A 19,678-nucleotide genomic window follows, 5' to 3' on the forward strand; every position below is an offset into this window, starting at 1 on the left:
ATGAATGCAATTGAACTGCAGGGAATCCAGGTGAATATGGGTCGCAAACCTATACTGAAAGGCATCGACCTGACGATTGAGCAGGGAGACTTTATGACCTTTCTCGGTCCATCGGGCTGCGGCAAGACGACACTGCTGCGTACGATTGCCGGTCTGCAAAAAGCAGATGGCGGCACGATTGTACTGAATGGCAAGGAAGTGGCCAATGGAGAGACTGCCTATCATATGGACCCCGCCAAGCGCGGACTTAGTCTGGTATTCCAGAGCTATGCCCTGTGGCCGCATATGTCGGTCTATGAGAATGTAGCCTTCGGTCTGCAGGTACGCCGGCAGTCCAAAGCCGAGATTCGCGAGAAAGTCACAGCCGCATTGACCAAGGTACGGATCGCTGATCTGGCTGAGCGTTATCCAGGCGAGCTATCCGGTGGACAGCAACAGCGTGTAGCCATTGCCCGGGCGATTGTTACCGAGCCGGAGGTGCTGCTGCTGGATGAGCCATTGTCCAATCTGGATGCCCGGCTGCGCGTCGAGATGAGAGCCGAACTCAAGCGGTTGCATCGGGAACTGGGAGCGACGATTATCTACGTAACCCATGATCAGCAGGAAGCATTGACTCTCTCGACCCGGATCGCTGTATTTTTTGAAGGGGAGATTGTGCAGCTGGATCGTCCGCAGACATTGTATCAGCGTCCGGCTACGCTGCAGGTTGCCGATTTCTTCGGCAATGGGGGGATGGATACGAATCATCTGCCTGCCGAACTGATTGCGGCGGATGGCGGAAGAATATACCTGAGTTCGCCGGTCTGTTCTTTTCCACTGGAGGGAATCACGCTTACCGAGACGATGCCGGTCATCCTGACGATCAAGCCGGAGCATATCCAGCTGCATCGTAGTTACGCTCCGCAATCGGTGCCCTGTGTAGTTGAAGCGGTATTCCCGGCAGGCGCCGAGACGCTGGTGAAGCTAATGACCGATGGCAGCGAACTGAGTGCCCGTGTACTCGGAGATGCCGAGTACAGCTGCGGAGAAACGGTATATATCACGCTGAATCCTGAACATATGAATCTGTATAACCGGGACAGCGGTATCCTGCTGGATCGGGTGCGTCCCAGTGTACCTGCCCGGGAAATGATCCGCGCCTGATTGATCCATGCAATACCACATCTCCGGCTGCCGGGTAATAGTGAACGATCTACCAATCCTGTTTAACTTATGGAGGAATTTATAATGAAAATCGATTTTCATATTCATGCCAAACTGTCCAAAAAAACAGACTTCTCGATAGAGCATTTCTATACGATTCTGGATGAAGCCAAAATGCACGGTCTGGATGCGATCATTCTGACTGAACATTTTAATACCCGTCGATTTGACGAAGTATATGGTACACTCGATCAGCATTTGCCATGCAATGGGCATTATTATAACCGCGATGGCTTCCGTATTTTCACAGGCATGGAAGTAGACGTAGCAGAAGGTGGACATATTCTGGTGAGTGGACCGAAGGATGCGCTATTGAATGTACGTCAGGCGCTGGAAAGTTACACGTCGCCGGATCACTTTATCCCGCTGGAAGGATTATTCGATCTGTGTCATCCAGCAGGACTCATGGTGATCGGAGGTCATCCGTTCCGTGAATCCAATCATCTGTATCATGTAGCGCCGGAGCTGCTGCGCCGGTTCGATGCGTTTGATCTGAACGGCAAGGATCTGCATGAGATCGGTATTCAGGAAAATATCGCCAAAGTACTCACACTAGGCGAGCAGCATCAGGTGCCTGTCGTTGCCGGCAGTGATGCACACCAGATGTTCCAGGTAGGCTGCGTATTCAACGAGCTGCCGGGTACATACGAGACCGTAGCGGATATTCGCCAGGCGATTCAGGATGGGCTCTGCCGTCGTACCATTTCCCCTTCGCTGCACCTGCAGGTACGCGCTGCCAATGCTGTGAAAAAGCTGCTCAAGAAAAAAGTCGAAGTAACCGACTCACCGAACTAAGCAAAAGATGCTGTAGAGGCTGTGCCTTATTTCAGGCAGCAGTCTGTACAGCATTCTGCATCATCAGCAGGTACGCCTACGTATTAACTAACCTCCTCGTATCGCACAGATAGTGGGTATTGCAGCGATACAAGCAGATGATAGATAGATAGATAGATAGATAGATAGATAGATAGATAGATAGATAGATAGATAGATCGCGAGATGACAGATTGATTATGGACAGAAAGCAGAGGTTTGCACCATGGAACTTACATTTGCCAGTGACAGGCTGTCCCGCAGTCATCAGCGGGTAGCCGACTATATTATCAAAAATATCGAAGGTATTCCTTTTATGGTAGAAGAGGATATTGCCGCAGCCTGCAAGGTCAGCGTCTCGACTGTCTCCCGTTTCTGGGCGGAGATCGAATGCCGCAATCTCAAAGAATTCAAGCACAGGGTCAAGGAAGAAGGATTGGTCTCCCCCTCCCGCAAGCTGCAATCGGCATTTGACCGTATGGAAGAGCAGGGCAGTGCCTCTGCCCAAATGATGGATACGACTGCTTATTTGGAGCAGACAGCAGATCGCCTGGAACAGGAAGAGTTCGACCGTGCGGTAGAATTTCTGGTAGAAGCGAATACGGTGCATATATATGGTCCCGGTTCTGCCCGATCACTGGCGATGCTGCTGGAATTCCGGCTAACCCGGTTTGGCAATAATGTACGTACGATGGACTATGGCGGTCATGAATTATTGGAGTCTTTTATCCATATGCAGCCGGGCGATGCCGTGGTACTGTTCGGATTTGTATCGGAATCGCCGGAACTAGCTTCCCTGCTCGATTATGCGCGGGAAGCCGGCTGCCGTACCATTCTGGTGACGGATCTTGCGGTCAGTGATATGAGGGGCAAAGCAGACGTGGCTCTGTATACGGCCAGAGGCGAGGTATGGGAATTTCATTCTATGGCAGCGCCGCTTGTACTGTTGGAGACACTGATCGTAGCGGTAGGCAAATCGCAGGAACAACAGGCTCTTCACCGCAGCGAGGAACTGCACCGATTGCGTCAGCAGTACGGCAAATGGCTGCCCAAGCAGGTGTGATGTATCGATAGGACAGGTATCGGATCTACCCGTATCAACGAATAAATTTAATAAAAGAAGTGTAAGAACGAATCCCGACAGCGTAATAGCGCGTCCGGCAAGGCGCTCTTCCGGTAGAGGCATGCTCCTGTATAATGGATACAGCAAGCATGTCTTTTTCATTTTGCGAGGAGGAATCCCTATCCGATGAAGCTCAAAGAAGCACTGTCCACTATCCATGACAACAACGAAGCTGCCGAGTATCTGTCCCGTACGCCAGTCCGATCCCGACGCACGGTCAAAGGCGAGCTGGAGACCTGTGTCCGACTGGGCTGGCTGCTGTATGCAACCGGTGAAACTGCAGTCGCCCGCCAGCTTATCGAACCTTTGACGGCAGTTCCTTTTGAAAACAATTATGATTACTGGACATGGATCGAATATGCCCTGATTCTGCAGGCGGAACTGGCAGCCGGAACCGAGCAGGAGGATGCTGTTCGCCAGCAGGTCGTGTCGGCTGTCGAGCAGGCTGTACAGACAGGAGAAGATTCGGTCGTACAAATCAAACAAAAGGTGCATGGCCGCTTCCTGAGAGGAGAGACCCTGCACCCTGAAGCTATCGAACAGGCTGTTCAAAATAAAGAAGATATCACCGAAGCCAACTATCGACTGCTGCATCTGATGGAACTGAGCAAGCTGGCTATTCTGGGCGGTTCTGCGGAATATCCGGCAGAACAGGCTTCCCGTGAAGCTGCCGCGCAGCAGGCGCGCATACGCGAAATTGCACAACAGCATGGAGTGACAGAGCTGGATCCGTTCAAGTAGCAATCCCGTTCATCCAGCGCAGCCAGTCCGCCAGATCATTGAACTGCTGCTCCTGCTGACCTTGATAACGCCACACCTGCGGTTCGGCCGGTTCCTCCGGCCAGATCAGCAGGGTATAATCTCCATCCTGTTCACTTATCACCGACAGGACAGACAGCTGGTTATCCGGATAAAGGGCGGGAGCACTATCTTGCCGATGCTCCCGCATCCCTGTAATCCATTCGCGAAAATGCGACCGATGCATAAGCTCGCTCATCTGTACAGGGTCCAGCAGATGCTCGCCCAGATCCTGCCAGCTACCGGCGTAGCTGAATCGCTCCCGTAGCTGGGAACTGATAGGCTGCTGTACTTCCCTGTCCAATGTCGGGAGATGATCTACCATGATTCCGGGCGCGATTTTCAGCCGGATATGGCTTCGTGCTTCCATTTCGATCATGCCTGTAGCTACCAGTTCCTGTACCTTCTCTTCCATACGTGCAGGAAATCGGATTTTGTACTGGTCGAGCAATTGCGATACCGACTGCATAAGGGCATTTCCTCCTGTCTTGTACCGGGATAGTGAGGTTTCACGTTCTGTTATTCCACCGAAGCATATTTTACAATGACGGCTTCGCGTCTTTGCTCATTATAGGCAATCCACAGCTCGTCACCTTCCATTACCCCGTAGAGCGGCTCAATCGACTGCTCGATCCGGTAGTCTATCCCTTTGCGCTCAGCGATGATCGTAGCAAGCGGCCGCTCGCCGGTCGTCCCGCGGAACTGCACGGAGCGTACAATCGCACTGCCCTGGCGACCGCGCAACAGTTCCGCTTCCCGTTCATATTCCGCGAGTTTGACGCTGACCGGAATCTGAATACCCAGCTGTAGTCCTTCGATCATACGCTGGGGAACAAATTGACTGTTCAGACGGGTCACACTACCATGTGCACTTTCCGTGACCAGCTCCAGCAGCATGAGCTGGCGGCCATCGATATGAACCGGATACTTTTGCAAATGGATCAGCCGCCCTTGCAGCGCGGTATGATCCTGTTGGCGATACACAGTCGATTCCCCATGGCTGAACATACGAGTCGTCCCGCCAATATGGAGCAGGGTGGCGATATCGCCTATCCGGTAAAGGAACCCCGGTGATTGAACAACAGGTACCCGGTAGGACTGGCCTGCAGCTTCGAAATGAAGCAGCAATGCTTCTCCACGGTTAACCGGTCCGTAGCTGTCGATTTTCCGCAACATGGCAGATGGAATCGTCTCCGGTTCATCAGAGGGCAGATTGTTGTGTTGCTTGTCATTTTCGGTCACGAACAGGGCCTTGCCGGTCACCGGATTGTAGCTGATCATGACCGGATCGCCGCTTTTTGGCATATGCAGATAAGAGACAACCTGACGAATCTCGGTCTGTTCGCTGCGTCCTTGATAAGTAAACCCTACCACGAAACGGATCAGCGGCTGATCATTGATACGGGTACCGGTTTCTTCCATGGACAATATTCTGGCTTGCAGCAGTATGCCCTGCTCTAGTTGTTTGCGTCTTCGCAAAGACAGAATCTTGATCAGTACAGGCACGACCAGGAACATAATAACTGTAATGACCAGCCAGACCAGCCAGTTGATAACCAGAGCATTCCATTCCTTCACATAGCTGATAAAAGCCTGTACAGAAGGACGCCGATCATCGGCTGTCAGTGCAGTATTTTGCTGCCAGCTGGTTACTTCATCTGTAGTTAGCAGGTTGACGCTTCCTTTACCGGTATCGATCATACCGGCAGAATGATCTGCATAGGAATAATACAGGAGCGATTGACCAGATGGCTTATAGAAATGCAGATCATGGCTGGTCAGATCATCGGCTCCCAGAGAGCCAAGCAGCTTGGTAACATCGGTGAATTGACGGGACTGCTCGTTATAGATGTAACCGGTGCGGATACCTTTGACCGGGTCTTTGGTTGTTGATCCGGCGATTAGTACTTCCTCATCGTTCAGCAGGAACATACGGGCAGCATAGACCGGTTTGGGTGTGGACAGCAGACGGATTTTGTCATCGTTATTATTGTATGCATATACCTGTTCCGGATAATCGGTTTCTACAGCCAGATGGGTAGACGTAGAACCTCCAAAGTGCTTGCGGAACTGCGCCTGTGCATGGTCTTCAGCATCAAAAGGCTCGTCCCGTTCAGGATGGTAATACACATCCAGTTGGTTGTTATCATCCAGTATGCCGCTGATATAGGCCTTCGTCTTATCGGCGAGAGTGACTTCGAACATGGGGATCATGCCCGGTTCATCCCACACACTGGAGGTATCGGTAATTGTGGTTGGACGCTGTCCCTTGAAATAAGAGCCGTCATTCAGATCGATGTAATGCAGCTGTCCATTATGGATCTGCGCAAAAAATGCATTCGGAGCCGGGTCAGCCGAAACATGAAAAAAGATCAGACGTCCACGCCACTCGCGGGTAGACCATTCCAGATAGTCATCGATCGTGCTGGAATGATTGTAGATCTGCTGCGGAGTCTGATCTGTGCTGCTAATACGATACGCCTGCAATTTCTTGTTATCGTCTTTGACAGCGAGGATTAGATCATTCCCCTGGTAACTGGCAGCCGTCTGCTTGAATACATCGGATGGGAGCTGAAATGTGCTTTTGTAGTGGTGACTGTCTGCATCATATGTATAAGCGCCAAGAGGATCGTTCCCCGACTTAGCAGTAACTCCGATAACCGTATGGCCCTGATCAGCGAAAAAAATATCCTTTATCTGATCAATCCGTGCACTGGCAGGAGCCTCGTTGAGCTGTCCTGTGTAATCTCTCCATACCATCACACTGAGTAAAATAACCGGAAACAGAAAAATAAGACGGGTTGCAGCGGAAAATACTTTTTTCATTTACATTCTCCTCGGATAAAGTGAAATATCGGGTAATATGTTATGTACTTATTCGTTATAAACGTCCCTATAAATGTAACATACCTGCCAGTCATCTTGCTAAAGCGTCCCCAAGAAGTAGGGATAACAGGGAATTTGACCGATTCGGAACATAGATTGTATATTACGGGAGCGGTGCGGTTATATATATGTTAGTATAGAAGCTGGATAAGAACATGTCCGTACAAAGAAGTACAGAGGAGACCTGAATATTTTGACAAATGAAGACCATTCCAATACACAATACGAACTGCCCGAGAATTATAATGAACTGAAAAAAGCAGCCCATCGTACAGCAGATTGGCAGCAGCGTCTGCATGCTGCACAGGAGCTTGGACAATATGATCAGCCACCGGTTATTGATCTGCTGCTGCATCTGATGAACAATGATCCGGTAACAGCAGTACGCGCAGAAGCCCACAAGCAGCTGCAAGCACTCGGTCAGGATGTACAACTGCCGGAGCGTCATAATACCGAGCTGTTCAATCATATGACCAAGACACTGATCCGTATCAAAAAAAGTCTGCCGCGTGAGCATACGTACGAAGATTTCAAAGACAAGCTGAACAAAATGCGTGCTGATATCTACAATGCCTATGAAGGCGAAAAAGGTGAAGAGTTCGACAACTGGCTGCGCGGCAGATGGGAATCCCTGGATCTCACTCGCAATCCCAAAAAAACACCCAAGCCCAACACACGCACAGAGAAATAGGAAGAACTGAATACACATTGCCAAAAGCAGGCAGCACTGCTGCTTTGTATATACTATTCCCTTTGTAAAGGAGCTTAACCATGGCTATTCAAATTAATGTTCAGACGACTCCTAACCCGAATTCCGTCAAAATCAATGCAGATCGTGCCATTTTCGAAGGAACAGGCAGTACTTCCGTCAAAGCTGGCGACAGCACGGATCATGCAATTGCACAGGCACTCGTTAATATCGATGGTGTGGATAATATTTTCGGTATGCGTGACTTTGTAACGGTCAGCAAACTGCCCGATGCAAGCTGGGATGAGATCATGCCGCAGGTAGAGCAAATTTTCGAAGAAGCGTAATTCCGATTGGTATTTATACCGTAAGGATGGCTCTGTTATAACCTATAGCTTCACCCTGAAACCGGCCTCCTGCAGGAGCGCCGGTTTTTTGTGCTTGAATCCGAAGGATACAGGGGAACGGGAGGGAATACAGCTATCCATATGTATGCGTCCTGTAGTAACAACCAATTATGACAAAAATATCAGTTTTGCCGCTATTGTAATGATATTGGTTTAGGCGTATATGTTATCTTAACTGAAATCTTTCGCACCGTGACATCAGCAGGATCACCCGGAAAAGGATAGCGACAGAGATGTATCCAATCACATACCGATCATAAGGAGGAACTATGCCATACATTGCTGCTTTTGTTGTGTCGTTTGTGTTTGTGCTGATCACGATTCCCCTGCTGCGCAAGTGGGCGATCCGGCTCGATTTTGTAGATAAACCAAGACCGGATAGCGAGCGCAAGCTGCACAGGGAACCTGTACCGCTGATGGCGGGAATCGCTTTGTTTGGCGGATTCGCAATCTCGTACATATTATTTATGGACGCGGGTCTGTGGAAAATGACAGCTGTTATGGCAGGATCACTGCTTGTACTGGGGATCGGCTTGATCGATGACTGGTATAAGGTAAGCCGCCGTGAATTTCCGGCACTGCCGAAAATGATCGTACAGCTGGCTGCCGCACTCATTATTTATATGGCAGGGATTCGCTTTTCCGGGTTCTCGAACCCTTTTAATGATCAATACATTCTGCTGCCGGATTGGCTGCAGCTCGTACTGACACTGCTCTGGATTTTTGGCGTGACGACTGTCATCAACTTTAGCGACGGAATGGATGGTCTGGCAGGCAGCCTGGCGACGATCTCGGCAGTCACCCTGTTTATCGTGGCGATGACTCAGGGACAGGGCGGATCGGCTGTAATGGCGATTAGTCTGGTCGGAGTCGGACTGGCTTACCTGCGCTACAACAAGCCGCCAGCCAAAGTATACATGGGCGACTCGGGAGCCACCTTCCTCGGATTTGTTCTGGCGATTATTGCACTGGATGGCGCATTCAAGCAGGCGACATTGCTGTCGCTGTTTGTTCCGATTTTGGCGCTGGGCGTGCCGATTTTTGATAATATCTTCGTAGTGATCAAACGCATGATCAATGGCAAGCCGATCTACGAAGCCGATGCGACGCAGATTCATTACCGGCTGCTGTCGAGCGGTCTGAATCAGCAGCAGGTACTGCTCGTACTGTGTCTGATCAGCGCCTGCCTGAGCTTGTCCTCGATTATTCTGGTATTGCTGCCGGTGTAGCATGGATTGCTGTACAGCAGAATTGACCATACAGTCCCAAAGCTTCTTCCCGGTGAAGAAGCTTTTTTGTTGTGCAAAATAGAAACAGGGATAGAAGCAAGATGGACAAAGTAGTAGAAGTAGAAGTAAGAACAGAAACAGAGAAGCTAACAGAGACAGGAGAAGGAACAAAAATGTATACAGAAGCGAGCGTAAAAGAACATAATTTCAAAAACCGGTATAACTCAGAGATCCATCCAGCAATTTTAGATTTGCAGGTACGCGGAACAACAGCTTTCACGTGATGCCGCGTCAGTTTTTACAACATTATTATTTTCTTATAAATTTACTTTGTTATAAATTACAATATATACATAATTTAGTAAATAAGGTATTGTGGAATAAGAATATAACGAAAGGAGGAAGATTGGCAGGTAGTCTATTATTTCGTATTCAGCGGACTGCAGGAATAAGGTCAACAATGCAGCATTCTGCCTGAGTTCAGCATGATCATACATAAATATGCTGCGGCATTAACGGGTATCAACATTATATATTCAGGAGGGAATTTATGAGAAAAGCAACGCTTTGTCTGTTGTCCATGATGCTTCTGTTTCTGTTGATTATGCCTTCACCTACAAGAGCTGCTACGGAAAACACTGTATCTTCCGATGTATATGCGACTCCGGATCTGCCAGCGATGTCACCAGAGACTGCGCCAGGTGTAAATACGCCGGCTGTAGCGCCTTCAGAATGGCGTTACTACTATTATTACACGATGCTGCTGAATGTGGAGGATGGCTTTGGGTTTGTGGATGATCCCAAACTTACCCACGGACAGACATTGGTCAATACACTGCCTGCTATCATCAAAGCAGAGACTGGGCGCGATGTTGTATTTTATGATTTTGACTGGGAAAGGGATAAAGAAGGAAGATGGTTGTTCCGAATCTACATGATGGTATACGATGAGAAGATTCCGGATGTGGTCAAACTGCGTACCCGTCTGAATACAATAAAATGGTATTCGGATATGTTCCCGGTATATGAAGGCAAACCGCTGGTAGAGCGATTCTCCTACGCTCCACGCTGGTAGGATCACTGGTATAGACAGAAGCCTGGATGTAAAACACAACAGCTTTTCGTTTAATAATCAGCAGCCGTTAATCGGTACAGGTCATTACAGGGAATGAAAATGATACAGCCAGCCAAAGCCTTTCTGCGGAAAGGCTTTTTGGCATGGTAGGAAAATGCTTCCTTTGCTGTTAAACTGGTAAAAGAAGCACAGAGATATGGGAAAAGTGCAGCTATACGCGAACAGCAGAAGAATACATATATCATTTGAAAATAAGGAGCGTTGAATCATGGGGATTTTTGATATGTTTCGTAAAAAAAAGAAAGAGCCGGTGCAGCAGGAGAATCGTCATCGGACAGATGTAGAAGTGCAGGCTACTAATACGCCAGAAGCCGTCGTCGATCCGGCCAATAACACTCCCGAACCGGCGAGTATGCTGCTCGGATTTGCACTGCTGAACAGTACCGAATATGATGCAGAGCAGCTTGTGCGCACGATGCAGACCGACTGGGGCATTCAGGTAGATGGACTGGAAGCGGATATGAATATGGTGTTTGAACTGGGTGATATGAATATTGCGGTAGCCTATATGCCGGGACCGATCCCCGATCAGGAAGTGGAGTCCAACTGCAAATACAATGTATTATGGCCGGAAGCAGAGCAGGTCGTTGCTACGCATCAGGCGCATGTGATTATTACCGTTATGGGCATCACTGATCCGCTGATCGGTCATGCATTATTTACACAGATCACGAGCAGTGTGCTGAAGCTGGATAATGCGATTGCCTACTATGCTCCGCCTATGGTTATGTCGGCGGAATCCTATATCGAGAGCGCACGGATGCTCCAGGATCAGGAACTGCCTGTCCAGTTGTGGGTATTCCTCGGTCTGTACCGGAGCGAAGACGGTGGTAGTTCTTCATACACGGTAGGGTTGAAGCATTTTGGCAAAGACGAGATCGAGATAGTGGATTCCAGTGAAGAGATGGCGGATGTATTTGAGTTTACACTCAATATTGTGAGTTATGTAGTAGGCAGCGACGTAACGTTCCGCGATGGCGAGACCATCGGCTTCACAGCGGATCACAAGCTGCAGCTGACCCGTTCTCCGGCAGTGGCGATGGAAGGGTATAGTATGAAGATCGGGTATTAATACAGCGTTTGTTTGAAGTACAGTACAGGCGGCCGCATTATAGATGCAGCGTCTGACTGTATACCCAAAAGACCGTTTTATCCGACAATGGATAATACGGTCTTTTTGATATCAAATAATGATTTGAGCTATGTATTAGCCGTTATAATGAAATGCATTAATAAAAGTGAAGGAGCAGTACAATGGTAAAATGGATAGGACGTTTAATAGGTACAGCATTAATTTTGAGTCTTGTAATCTCTATGAATTCAACGATTATGCACGCGGAACAGAGCAATATAGTAGGGTCAGAGTCTTTATCCCCTCAAGCAGTACTTGGGCAATCTATCAAAGCGGTAAAAATTGCTGATCCCAAAGGGAAACTGAACACGGCGAGTTATCAGGTTCAATTTGCCAAAGACTCCAAGGATTTTTTCTCTATTCATTCGATGTCGCCTGATCGCTCGGGAGAACATCTTATTATTATGTACCAAACGGAGGATGAATTTTTTGCATCCGTTAAAGATAAACGTCAGGGATTCAGAATAGCATCTATTCAGGTCAAAAACGGCAAAAAAGTGTGGGAAACGGTTATTCAGAATGAGCGTCCTCATGATGGTGTGTATGGTGTGGAATCCAATGGAGAGATGTTTGTAGCTGGAGAAGATAAGGATACGTTTTATCTACATACGATTAACGAGAAAACAGGCAAGATGACAAGAACGATCAAACAGCCTCATCCAGCCGCTTCTACTTTTATGTTATGGGACTACTGGTTAATGAATAACAATCAGTTAGTAGTATCCTATGCTATAAACAATAAATCAACCCTTCGTTACTTTGATCCAGCGGGTAAACTGCTCAACACACGTACCCTTTCCGGAACGGTATGGGATGCAGAGGCAGATCATATCGTGGTTACAGACGGGAATGCTTTGCGTTACACGCTGAGTGTGCAGGATCACAAGGGAAATGCTACTTTTAAAAAATCAATTGTTAATAAAGATTATTCATTATTCGTGTATTTGCTGCCGGATCTATCGGTAGCGGTTGAAAGCGGGATGCCGACCCCAAAAGGATATGCATGCCGATTAACCAAGTATGATGCCAAAGGCAAAAAACAGTGGCAACATGCAATTACGGGTCCTGATTTCCCTTATTATGAAAAAGGAAATCATCTCATGGCTGTTCATAAAAGCTCCAATAAAGTATTTTTCCTGAATGATCAGGGAAAAGAAACCCATCCGTTGGCTGGAAATGGAACGATCAATTTAGCAGCAAAAGAAATTTACTTCGAGGGTCAGACGACACGCATTGCCGATGCCCAAACAATGAAGTGGCTAGCTGAATTACAATATCAAGGCGAAAAGCCGCGCGTTGCCTGGCTGGGCAAGCAGCAATTAGCTGTTTACGATACAAAGAATAGCGTCATTGCCGCTATTCGTATCAAAGGCTGATAAGCAGGCATCGTCGATCATGATTTACATGTATGACCCGCTTGAATAGAAGTGAAAATTGCAAAAGAGCAATGCGCCGAATAGATCATCGGCCATTGCTCTTTTTATTTTATAGAAGATAGAATCTGCGTATAATCCATGTACACCGCTGATAACACTTACCGTATACATGCAAAAGCATTTATTTCCCGTCTGCTCGGCTCGCATTCATGCGTTGTTTGGACTTATCCGAATCTTCTTCTGTACTATGACGAGAATGCAGCATACGCCAGCCGGTCAGCAGAGCCGCTATCAGGCAAATGCTCGCCGAGACTACAAAAACAATATGCATCCCCGCGAGGAAAATATCCGGACGACCCGGGATCAATCCGGTGACCCGGTAGCCGGCTTCCCTGCTCATAACGCCAAATAATGTGCTGGTAGCTACTGTAATGCCGACGACCATCCCGATATTGCGGATGAGCGAATTCACACTGCCGGCAATCCCTAGCTGTGTTTTGGCAATGCGGGACATGATCAGCGAATTATTCGGTGACTGGAACATACCGGTACCAATCCCCAGCATGGCTACCCATGTACCGACGATCGGGATTGGGCTGCCTTCATGCAGTCGTGCCAGTCCAAACTGTGCAATAACCATCATGATCAATCCGGCAAAAGTAAGAATCTCCGAGCCGATCCGGTCGGACAACGCGCCGCTCAGTGGAGCAATAATAACCATCATAATCGGAAACAGCATCAGCAAAAATCCGGCTTGAAACGGCGATAGATTCAAAATGCTCTGCGTATAAAAAGGAGCGATAATATTAAAGCAAAAATTCGATACAAATACGAGAAATCCGCACAGAATACCGAGTGAAAATAGCGGATTACGGAACAGTCCCAGCTTCAGCAGTGGCTCCTGCTTGCGCGATTCCACCCATAGAAATACACCAAGCAGTACAGCGGCGAGGATAAGCGAGCCGACAATGCGCACGTCGCCATAACCCAGCTGCTGTCCCAGCAGCAGACCCGCGAACAGAAACAGAATAAAGCCGGTAAACAGCCCTGTCCCTGCCTTGTCGATAGATGCGCCGGTTTTTACCATATCCGGCGGCAGCATTTTCCAGCCAAAAGCAATAGCGATTACGCCAATCGGCACGTTGACCCAGAAGATCGACTGCCAGCCGAGCGCAGATAATATGACGCCTCCCAGACTGGGACCGGCGATACTGCCCAGCGATACAAATGTACCGACCAGTCCGAGTGCTTTGCCGCGTTCAGTCGGCGGGAAAATATCGGTTACAATGCCCTGGCTGTTCGCCATAGTCATCGATGCACCAATCGCCTGAATCACACGTGAAATCAGCAGAAAGCCCAGGCTGTTACTGAATCCGCACAGCAACGATCCGATCAGGAACACCAGCATGCCTAATTTGAAAATTTTGATTTTTCCTATACTGTCTCCGAGCTTGCCGAAAAATAAAATGGCGGCACAGATCGCCATCAGATAAATGGTAGTTACCCATTCCGTCTGTGCGACCGGCAGTCCCAGCGAATGAGAGATGGTGGGCAGCGCGATATTCACGATACTTCCATCCAGAGTAGACATAAAGGTAAACAAATTCATCACAATCAGGATGATCCAGCGTCTGCGCTGAATATCCGGGTCATCCTGATAGGTCTGGCGTGGAGAGGAATCAGTCAATAGTTAACACCCCGTCTGTTATAAAATAAGTGCTGTTGAAAGCCGAATATGAGACTGGATATCTATATTACCCAAGTCGCTGTAGCGAATAGAACAAGTCGAGTATATAACCGTATAGTTGCTGACGCAACTAATTTATTTTTCCGATAACGAGTACTTGTACTTTGTATACACATCATCATGGAATTCCGTTAAAATTAATATATCCATCTTCCGGCGAATTAATCGGTTTGGACAGTGATTATAGCCGGCCCGGGAATAGTATGGGCTATTTTCAGTTCTCCGCAGCTATAGGCAAGACGGTACTGGAATACATTAACCGGATTCAATCCGGCTGGAGTAGGTGCACAGGCATGAAAAGAGATTCAATCGGCAAGCTAATCTCCTATATTAATCGTCTTAACCAGAAAAATCTGGCTCGCAGCTTCAAAGAATACGATATTGGCAGTGGCGGGCATCATAGTTATCTCAAAGCCATTTTACAAAGACCTGGTGTCAATCAGGATCAGCTGACCACCGATCTCAAGTTCGACAAGGCTACGACAGCTCGCTCGGTGCGACAGCTGGAGGAAGCTGGCTATATCGAGCGGCGCACGGATCCCAATGATCGCCGTGCCTATCTGCTGTACCCGACCGAACGGGCAAAAGCATTTGAGCCGATGCTGCACGAGATTCTGCAGGATGCCAATGCACAGCTCACCCGAAGCCTGTCGGCAGAGGAAAAGGAACAGCTCTGGCAGCTGCTCAACAAAATCTATCACAGCAACAATGAATAGGTGAAACACCGCTGTCTGTAGATGCAGCATACCTTTTCTACACGGATGATATTTTACGAGTAAGCCATTCCGAATATATGATGGATCAGACAGCCTTTTCGGGGCTGTCTTTTTGTGATGCTCTCGTATCCAACCCCCGTATCCAGGGAAATAAACCTTCACTAAATGAACTGAATATCCAAGCAGAAAAGGATAAGTATGATCCAAACCGAACTCCAAACTCAAACTGGAATCCGAACGGGTATTACGTTCTTTATACCGGTTTATTTTCTGAGTAAAACGATTTGCAGCTTGAAAGCGCAACTTTATTCTGATCTAGAGGAGACATTCAGCAGGAGATAATCCAGCTGATCCTAATTAACGATCAAGATGCAAATTCAAATGAATTGAGTCGGCAGCAGCAGGAATGTGGTAAGTACCTAATAATGGCCATTCTACCCATAAGTAACAGGAACATCCAATCTGGCGTGTTGAATACATTTGCTGGAAGACAGAAAAGGATGATCGGTAGCAAGGGTCTTCACTACGTAGGAGTCTCCGCTCTGTAGAAAGGCAGCGATCAGGAAGGAAGTGATGCCCGAATATGAGCAAGCAGTACGGCTGTAGTAAGCAAGATCAGGATAACGTTTCACCGCTGCATATCCCGTTGGCAGCATACATGCTGAGCACCATGTCATAACTACACATAAGCAACATGGCAGAATACACAGATTCTATGCAGTTTACAAAGGAGTGAAATACATGGCAGTCGACAGAAAACAGGTAGAGGATATTATCACTGCGATTGGCGGCAAAGATAATATCGATACGGCATCACACTGCGTAACCCGTCTTCGTTTTGCCCTGCATGATGAAGATCTGGTCGATAAGGATGCACTCGATCAGAACGATCTGGTCAAAGGCCAGTTCTCGACCGGTGGACAGTATCAGATCGTTATTGGGCCGGGTGTAGTTAATACCGTTTACGATGAGTTGATAGCGATTACAGGTGCGAGTCGCGCTTCCAAAGATGATGTAAAGCGTGCCGCCAGCAAAAAGCAAAACCCGCTCCAGCGTGCGATCAAGACGCTATCGGATATTTTTATCCCCTTGCTGCCGGCGATTGTTACTGCGGGTCTGCTGCTCGGGATTAACAATATCCTGACTGGCCCAGGGATTTTCTTTACCGGCAAATCACTGGTGGAAGTGTATCCGCAGTGGACCGACTTTGCCTCTATTATCAATACGATTGCGAGTACGGCGTTTACGTTCCTGCCAGCGTTGATCGGTTGGTCGGCAGTCACGAGGTTTGGCGGGAATCCGCTGCTGGGTGTGGTACTCGGGCTGATTCTCGTTCATCCGGATCTGCTGAATGCCAATAATTATGCCAAAGCGGTAACCGAAGGAACTGTACCAGTGTGGAATCTATTTGGCTGGGAAGTAAATAAGATCGGTTACCAGGGACAGGTACTGCCTGTACTCGTATCCGCTTATGTACTGGCCAAGATCGAGAAATTCCTGAATGAGAAAATACCGGATGCTTTCAAGCTGTTGCTGGTTGCGCCGATCACCTTGCTGGTAACAGGCTTCCTGGCCTTCACCGTTATCGGACCGGTGACCTTTGCGATTGGTAATGCGATTACAACAGGACTGATCTATGTGTTTAATCTTGCACCGGCTCTTGGTGGATTGATCTATGGCGGACTGTATGCGCCGCTCGTTATTACCGGAATGCATCATACCTTCCTGGCGATTGATGTACAGCTGATCGGGGCACAGGGCGGGACTTTCCTCTGGCCGATGCTGGCACTGTCCAATATCGCCCAGGGTGCAGGTGCACTGGCGATGTTGCTCGTGCTCAAGGATAAAAAAGTCAAAGGTCTGGCTGTAACGTCTTCGGTATCCGCTTTTCTCGGGGTGACCGAGCCTGCGATTTTCGGTGTTAATATTCGTTATAAATACCCGTTCGTATTCGGGATGATCAGCTCGGCGATTGCCGGTGTGCTCGTATCGATCAATGGAGTTATGGCTTCATCGGTTGGTGTCGGCGGGATTCCCGGCTTCCTGTCCATTTTCCCGGAAAACTGGGGTGTATTCTTTATCGGGATGGCGATTGTACTGGTCGTTCCTTTCACATTGACCGTACTGTACGGCCGTTTTATGAACAAGCGTCAGCAAAATGCAGCACCGGATGACAGTGATAATAATAGTACAATTCCGGCTGCAGGTACAACAGCCAAAAGTCCAACCGGAGGAGCAGCGTCATCTGCCGCTGCATCAACCGGACAGGCTGCTGCTTCCGACCTGACAGTGCTGGAAGTCATGACACCGGTTCAGGGAAAAGTGGTACCGCTTGAATCTGTACCTGATCCTGCTTTTGCCGAGCGGCAGATGGGACAGGGCATTGCAGTAGAGCCGTCGGAAGGCAAGATCTATGCACCGTTCAGCGGCAAAGTCATTCATATTATGATGAACAGCAAGCATGCACTGATTATGGAACACGCGTCCGGTGTACAGATTCTGATTCATGTAGGCGTAGACACCGTCTCGCTCAAAGGCGAAGGGTTTACACTGCGGGTAGAGCAGGAGCAGGATGTAGAGCAGGGACAGCTGCTGATGGAGTTCGACCGTGATCTGATCCGCAAAGCCGGTTATCCAGTGATTACACCGGTGATTGTAATGGATGGTCAGGATATGGTGCAGTCGGTAGAAGAACTGCCGGGTGAAGCATCGGATCTGAACTATACGGCAATGAAGATTCATTTGAATGGATAAGTAAGGATCGGCTACGTATCAAAGTGAAAATCATCCGATATAGTCTAAAAGGCGCGCTTTCAGAGGCGTCCTTTTCTTTTTATAGAGTATTTTTGAATCTTTTGGCTTAGTTATTATAATTCAAAAGTCACAAAAAAATCCTAAAATTCATTGACAAGCTGTATAGCCTTCATATAAGATGGCTGTATAAATAAACAGTTCTTGTCAAAGCGAAGCACGCTTAATGTCCTATGGGCATTTTGCGTGCTTTTTTTGTTGTTCATTTATACAGAAAGGAGCAAACAGATTTGAGTATATCGCTAAATGATGCCGAACAACTGGCTATCGCGCGCAAGCGCAGAAAACTGTCGCAGGGACAGCTTGCCGAGCTGATCGGTTCGTACCAGACACGAATCAGTCGATTGGAGAATTCACGCCACAAGCCTACAGCCGATGAACAGGCATTAATCGAAAAAGTACTGGATACCGTTATCTGGTCGACAGCCGGATCATGATTCCGGTGACCTGCAATAGGTGACCATGAGCAAACTATTAAGGAGTGTTACAAACGTGTCCATCATTCGTTTTCGTATGAAAAGCAAGATCTATGCCGGACTGATCGGCGGATTAATCGTCGCTATTCTGGCTTCGACAGGATACATATTTCTGATCAATCATCAGGCCAATCAACTCAAAGAAGTAAAGCAGCAGTACGAAGTCCAGTTGAATCAATCGCAGCAGCTGCTGGCGCGCCAGCAGGCAGTATCCAGCAAAATCGTCGTTACAACCGCCGAACTGAAAGCAGGCGACCAGATACAGAAACAGAATATCTCTGTCGCCTTTGTATCCAAACAGGGTGCACCGGCCAATGCCGTCACCGACCCGAGCCAGCTGATCGGCAAGATCGTCAAGATCAATATTGGCAAAGCTACTCCGCTTACCTCGTCCATGGTCTATGCAGAAGAAGCGACACCACGCGATTTGCGCAGCAAGGAATATACTGTGGTCCAGCTGCCGACCAAACTGCAGCAGGGAGACTTTGTCGATGTACGTATCGGCTTCCCGAACGGCAATGATTATATTGTCCTTTCCAAGAAAAAAGTCGAGGATCTGGCAGGGACTACCGTCTGGTACAACATTAATGAATCGGAGATTCTGGCGATGAGCAGCGCAATTGTGGATGCTTATTTACAGGGCGCACGGTTGTATGCCATCTCTTATGCCGACCCTTATATGCAGGATAAAGCGATCCCGAATTATCCGGCTAATCGCGATGTGATCAACCTGATCCAGTCCGATCCGAATGTGCTGGAAAAAGCCACTTTGCTATTGAGCAAAGCAGCACGGGAGACGCTGGATAACAGCCTAAGCCGGATGAGCGAAGCAGACAAGGTCAAGCTAAGCAGCAGTTCTGCTGCCAATACGGCTGTGACTGGCAATGAATCGCAGTCGGTAGCGCCAACCCCAGAAGCAGCGGATCAGCTGAATACCCAGACATCGGTACAAAGCGAATCTGCAGCAGACACTAATCCGGAGCCTGTAACCGATCCGGCTGCGATACCTACTGATGCAGCGGATAAGCCGATTGTCTCACCGGTTGAACCTGCCGCCAGCCATTCATCACCTGCTACGACAGAGCAGAAGACAGCGGATGTTTTTGAACAGCCGCTTGTCAAATAAAGGAGGATCACC

Annotated in this window: 18 protein-coding genes; 15 read left to right on the top strand and 3 right to left on the bottom strand. The window is 48.4% G+C overall.

From position 1 onward, the window contains the following. The 4 genes from AR543_RS06615 (at position 1) to AR543_RS06630 (ending at position 3,880) form a co-directional block, all read left to right on the top strand. The gene (locus AR543_RS06615) at positions 1-1,143 is read left to right on the top strand and encodes an ABC transporter ATP-binding protein (protein ID WP_060532867.1); all 1,143 of its coding nucleotides are present in this window, start codon (positions 1-3) and stop codon (positions 1,141-1,143) included. A gap of 84 nt (positions 1,144-1,227) precedes the next feature. After that, on the top strand, positions 1,228-1,998 hold the full coding sequence (locus tag AR543_RS06620; protein WP_060532868.1) for a PHP-associated domain-containing protein: 771 nt from the start codon (positions 1,228-1,230) through the stop codon (positions 1,996-1,998). A gap of 244 nt (positions 1,999-2,242) precedes the next feature. Further along, a complete protein-coding gene (locus tag AR543_RS06625) occupies positions 2,243-3,079 on the top strand; it encodes a MurR/RpiR family transcriptional regulator (RefSeq protein WP_060532871.1) in 837 nt (278 codons plus the stop codon). 186 nt (positions 3,080-3,265) lie between these two features. Then, positions 3,266-3,880 (top strand): DUF6707 family protein, encoded by a 615-nt coding sequence (locus AR543_RS06630; protein WP_060532873.1) that lies wholly within the window; start codon positions 3,266-3,268, stop codon positions 3,878-3,880. Here the strand turns inward: AR543_RS06630 and AR543_RS06635 are convergent. Continuing rightward, the gene (locus AR543_RS06635) at positions 3,873-4,406 is read right to left on the bottom strand and encodes a hypothetical protein (RefSeq protein ID WP_060532875.1); all 534 of its coding nucleotides are present in this window, start codon (positions 4,404-4,406) and stop codon (positions 3,873-3,875) included. The genes AR543_RS06630 and AR543_RS06635 overlap by 8 nt on opposite strands. A 50-nt stretch (positions 4,407-4,456) precedes the next feature. After that, positions 4,457-6,763, bottom strand: a complete 2,307-nt coding sequence (locus tag AR543_RS06640) for an Mpv17/PMP22 family protein (protein ID WP_060532877.1) — start codon at positions 6,761-6,763, stop codon at positions 4,457-4,459. A 253-nt stretch (positions 6,764-7,016) separates the two neighbouring features. Here AR543_RS06640 and AR543_RS06645 point away from each other — a divergent pair, with 253 nt between their 5' ends. The 7 genes from AR543_RS06645 (at position 7,017) to AR543_RS06675 (ending at position 12,790) form a co-directional block, all read left to right on the top strand. Then, positions 7,017-7,514, top strand: coding sequence for a HEAT repeat domain-containing protein (locus AR543_RS06645; RefSeq protein WP_060532879.1), 498 nt, complete (start codon positions 7,017-7,019; stop codon positions 7,512-7,514). A gap of 80 nt (positions 7,515-7,594) precedes the next feature. Beyond that, a complete protein-coding gene (locus AR543_RS06650; protein ID WP_060532881.1) occupies positions 7,595-7,858 on the top strand; it encodes a NifU N-terminal domain-containing protein in 264 nt (87 codons plus the stop codon). Between the two features lie 329 nt (positions 7,859-8,187). Then, positions 8,188-9,147, top strand: a complete 960-nt coding sequence (locus tag AR543_RS06655) for an MraY family glycosyltransferase (protein WP_060532883.1) — start codon at positions 8,188-8,190, stop codon at positions 9,145-9,147. Positions 9,148-9,248: 101 nt separating this feature from the next. Continuing rightward, entirely contained in the window at positions 9,249-9,431 is a 183-nt protein-coding gene (locus AR543_RS06660) for a hypothetical protein (RefSeq protein WP_060532885.1), read from the top strand. Positions 9,432-9,697: 266 nt separating this feature from the next. Next, the gene (locus AR543_RS06665) at positions 9,698-10,222 is read left to right on the top strand and encodes a hypothetical protein (RefSeq protein WP_060532887.1); all 525 of its coding nucleotides are present in this window, start codon (positions 9,698-9,700) and stop codon (positions 10,220-10,222) included. A gap of 268 nt (positions 10,223-10,490) precedes the next feature. Beyond that, positions 10,491-11,354 carry a DUF4261 domain-containing protein gene (locus AR543_RS06670; RefSeq protein WP_060532889.1) on the top strand — a complete coding sequence of 288 codons (864 nt, stop codon included), beginning with the start codon at positions 10,491-10,493 and terminating at the stop codon, positions 11,352-11,354. A gap of 182 nt (positions 11,355-11,536) precedes the next feature. Continuing rightward, positions 11,537-12,790, top strand: coding sequence for a hypothetical protein (locus AR543_RS06675; RefSeq protein ID WP_060532891.1), 1,254 nt, complete (start codon positions 11,537-11,539; stop codon positions 12,788-12,790). Between the two features lie 181 nt (positions 12,791-12,971). On the opposite strand, the gene AR543_RS06680 is transcribed toward AR543_RS06675, so the two are convergent. Next, complete coding sequence (locus AR543_RS06680; protein WP_060532893.1) at positions 12,972-14,477, bottom strand: MFS transporter; 1,506 nt, start codon at positions 14,475-14,477, stop codon at positions 12,972-12,974. A 353-nt stretch (positions 14,478-14,830) separates the two neighbouring features. Between AR543_RS06680 and AR543_RS06685 the strand changes: the two genes are divergently transcribed. From AR543_RS06685 to AR543_RS06700, 4 genes are all read left to right on the top strand, one after another. Beyond that, positions 14,831-15,253 (top strand): MarR family winged helix-turn-helix transcriptional regulator, encoded by a 423-nt coding sequence (locus tag AR543_RS06685; RefSeq protein WP_060532895.1) that lies wholly within the window; start codon positions 14,831-14,833, stop codon positions 15,251-15,253. 741 nt (positions 15,254-15,994) lie between these two features. Continuing rightward, on the top strand, positions 15,995-18,007 hold the full coding sequence (gene treP, locus AR543_RS06690; protein WP_060532897.1) for a PTS system trehalose-specific EIIBC component: 2,013 nt from the start codon (positions 15,995-15,997) through the stop codon (positions 18,005-18,007). Positions 18,008-18,294: 287 nt separating this feature from the next. Next, positions 18,295-18,501, top strand: a complete 207-nt coding sequence (locus AR543_RS06695; protein ID WP_060532899.1) for a helix-turn-helix transcriptional regulator — start codon at positions 18,295-18,297, stop codon at positions 18,499-18,501. Between the two features lie 55 nt (positions 18,502-18,556). Next, the gene (locus tag AR543_RS06700; protein ID WP_060532901.1) at positions 18,557-19,666 is read left to right on the top strand and encodes an SAF domain-containing protein; all 1,110 of its coding nucleotides are present in this window, start codon (positions 18,557-18,559) and stop codon (positions 19,664-19,666) included. Positions 19,667-19,678: the final 12 nt, after the last annotated feature.

The organism is Paenibacillus bovis, from assembly GCF_001421015.2.
Taxonomy (GTDB): Bacteria; Bacillota; Bacilli; order Paenibacillales; family Paenibacillaceae; genus Saccharibacillus; species Saccharibacillus bovis.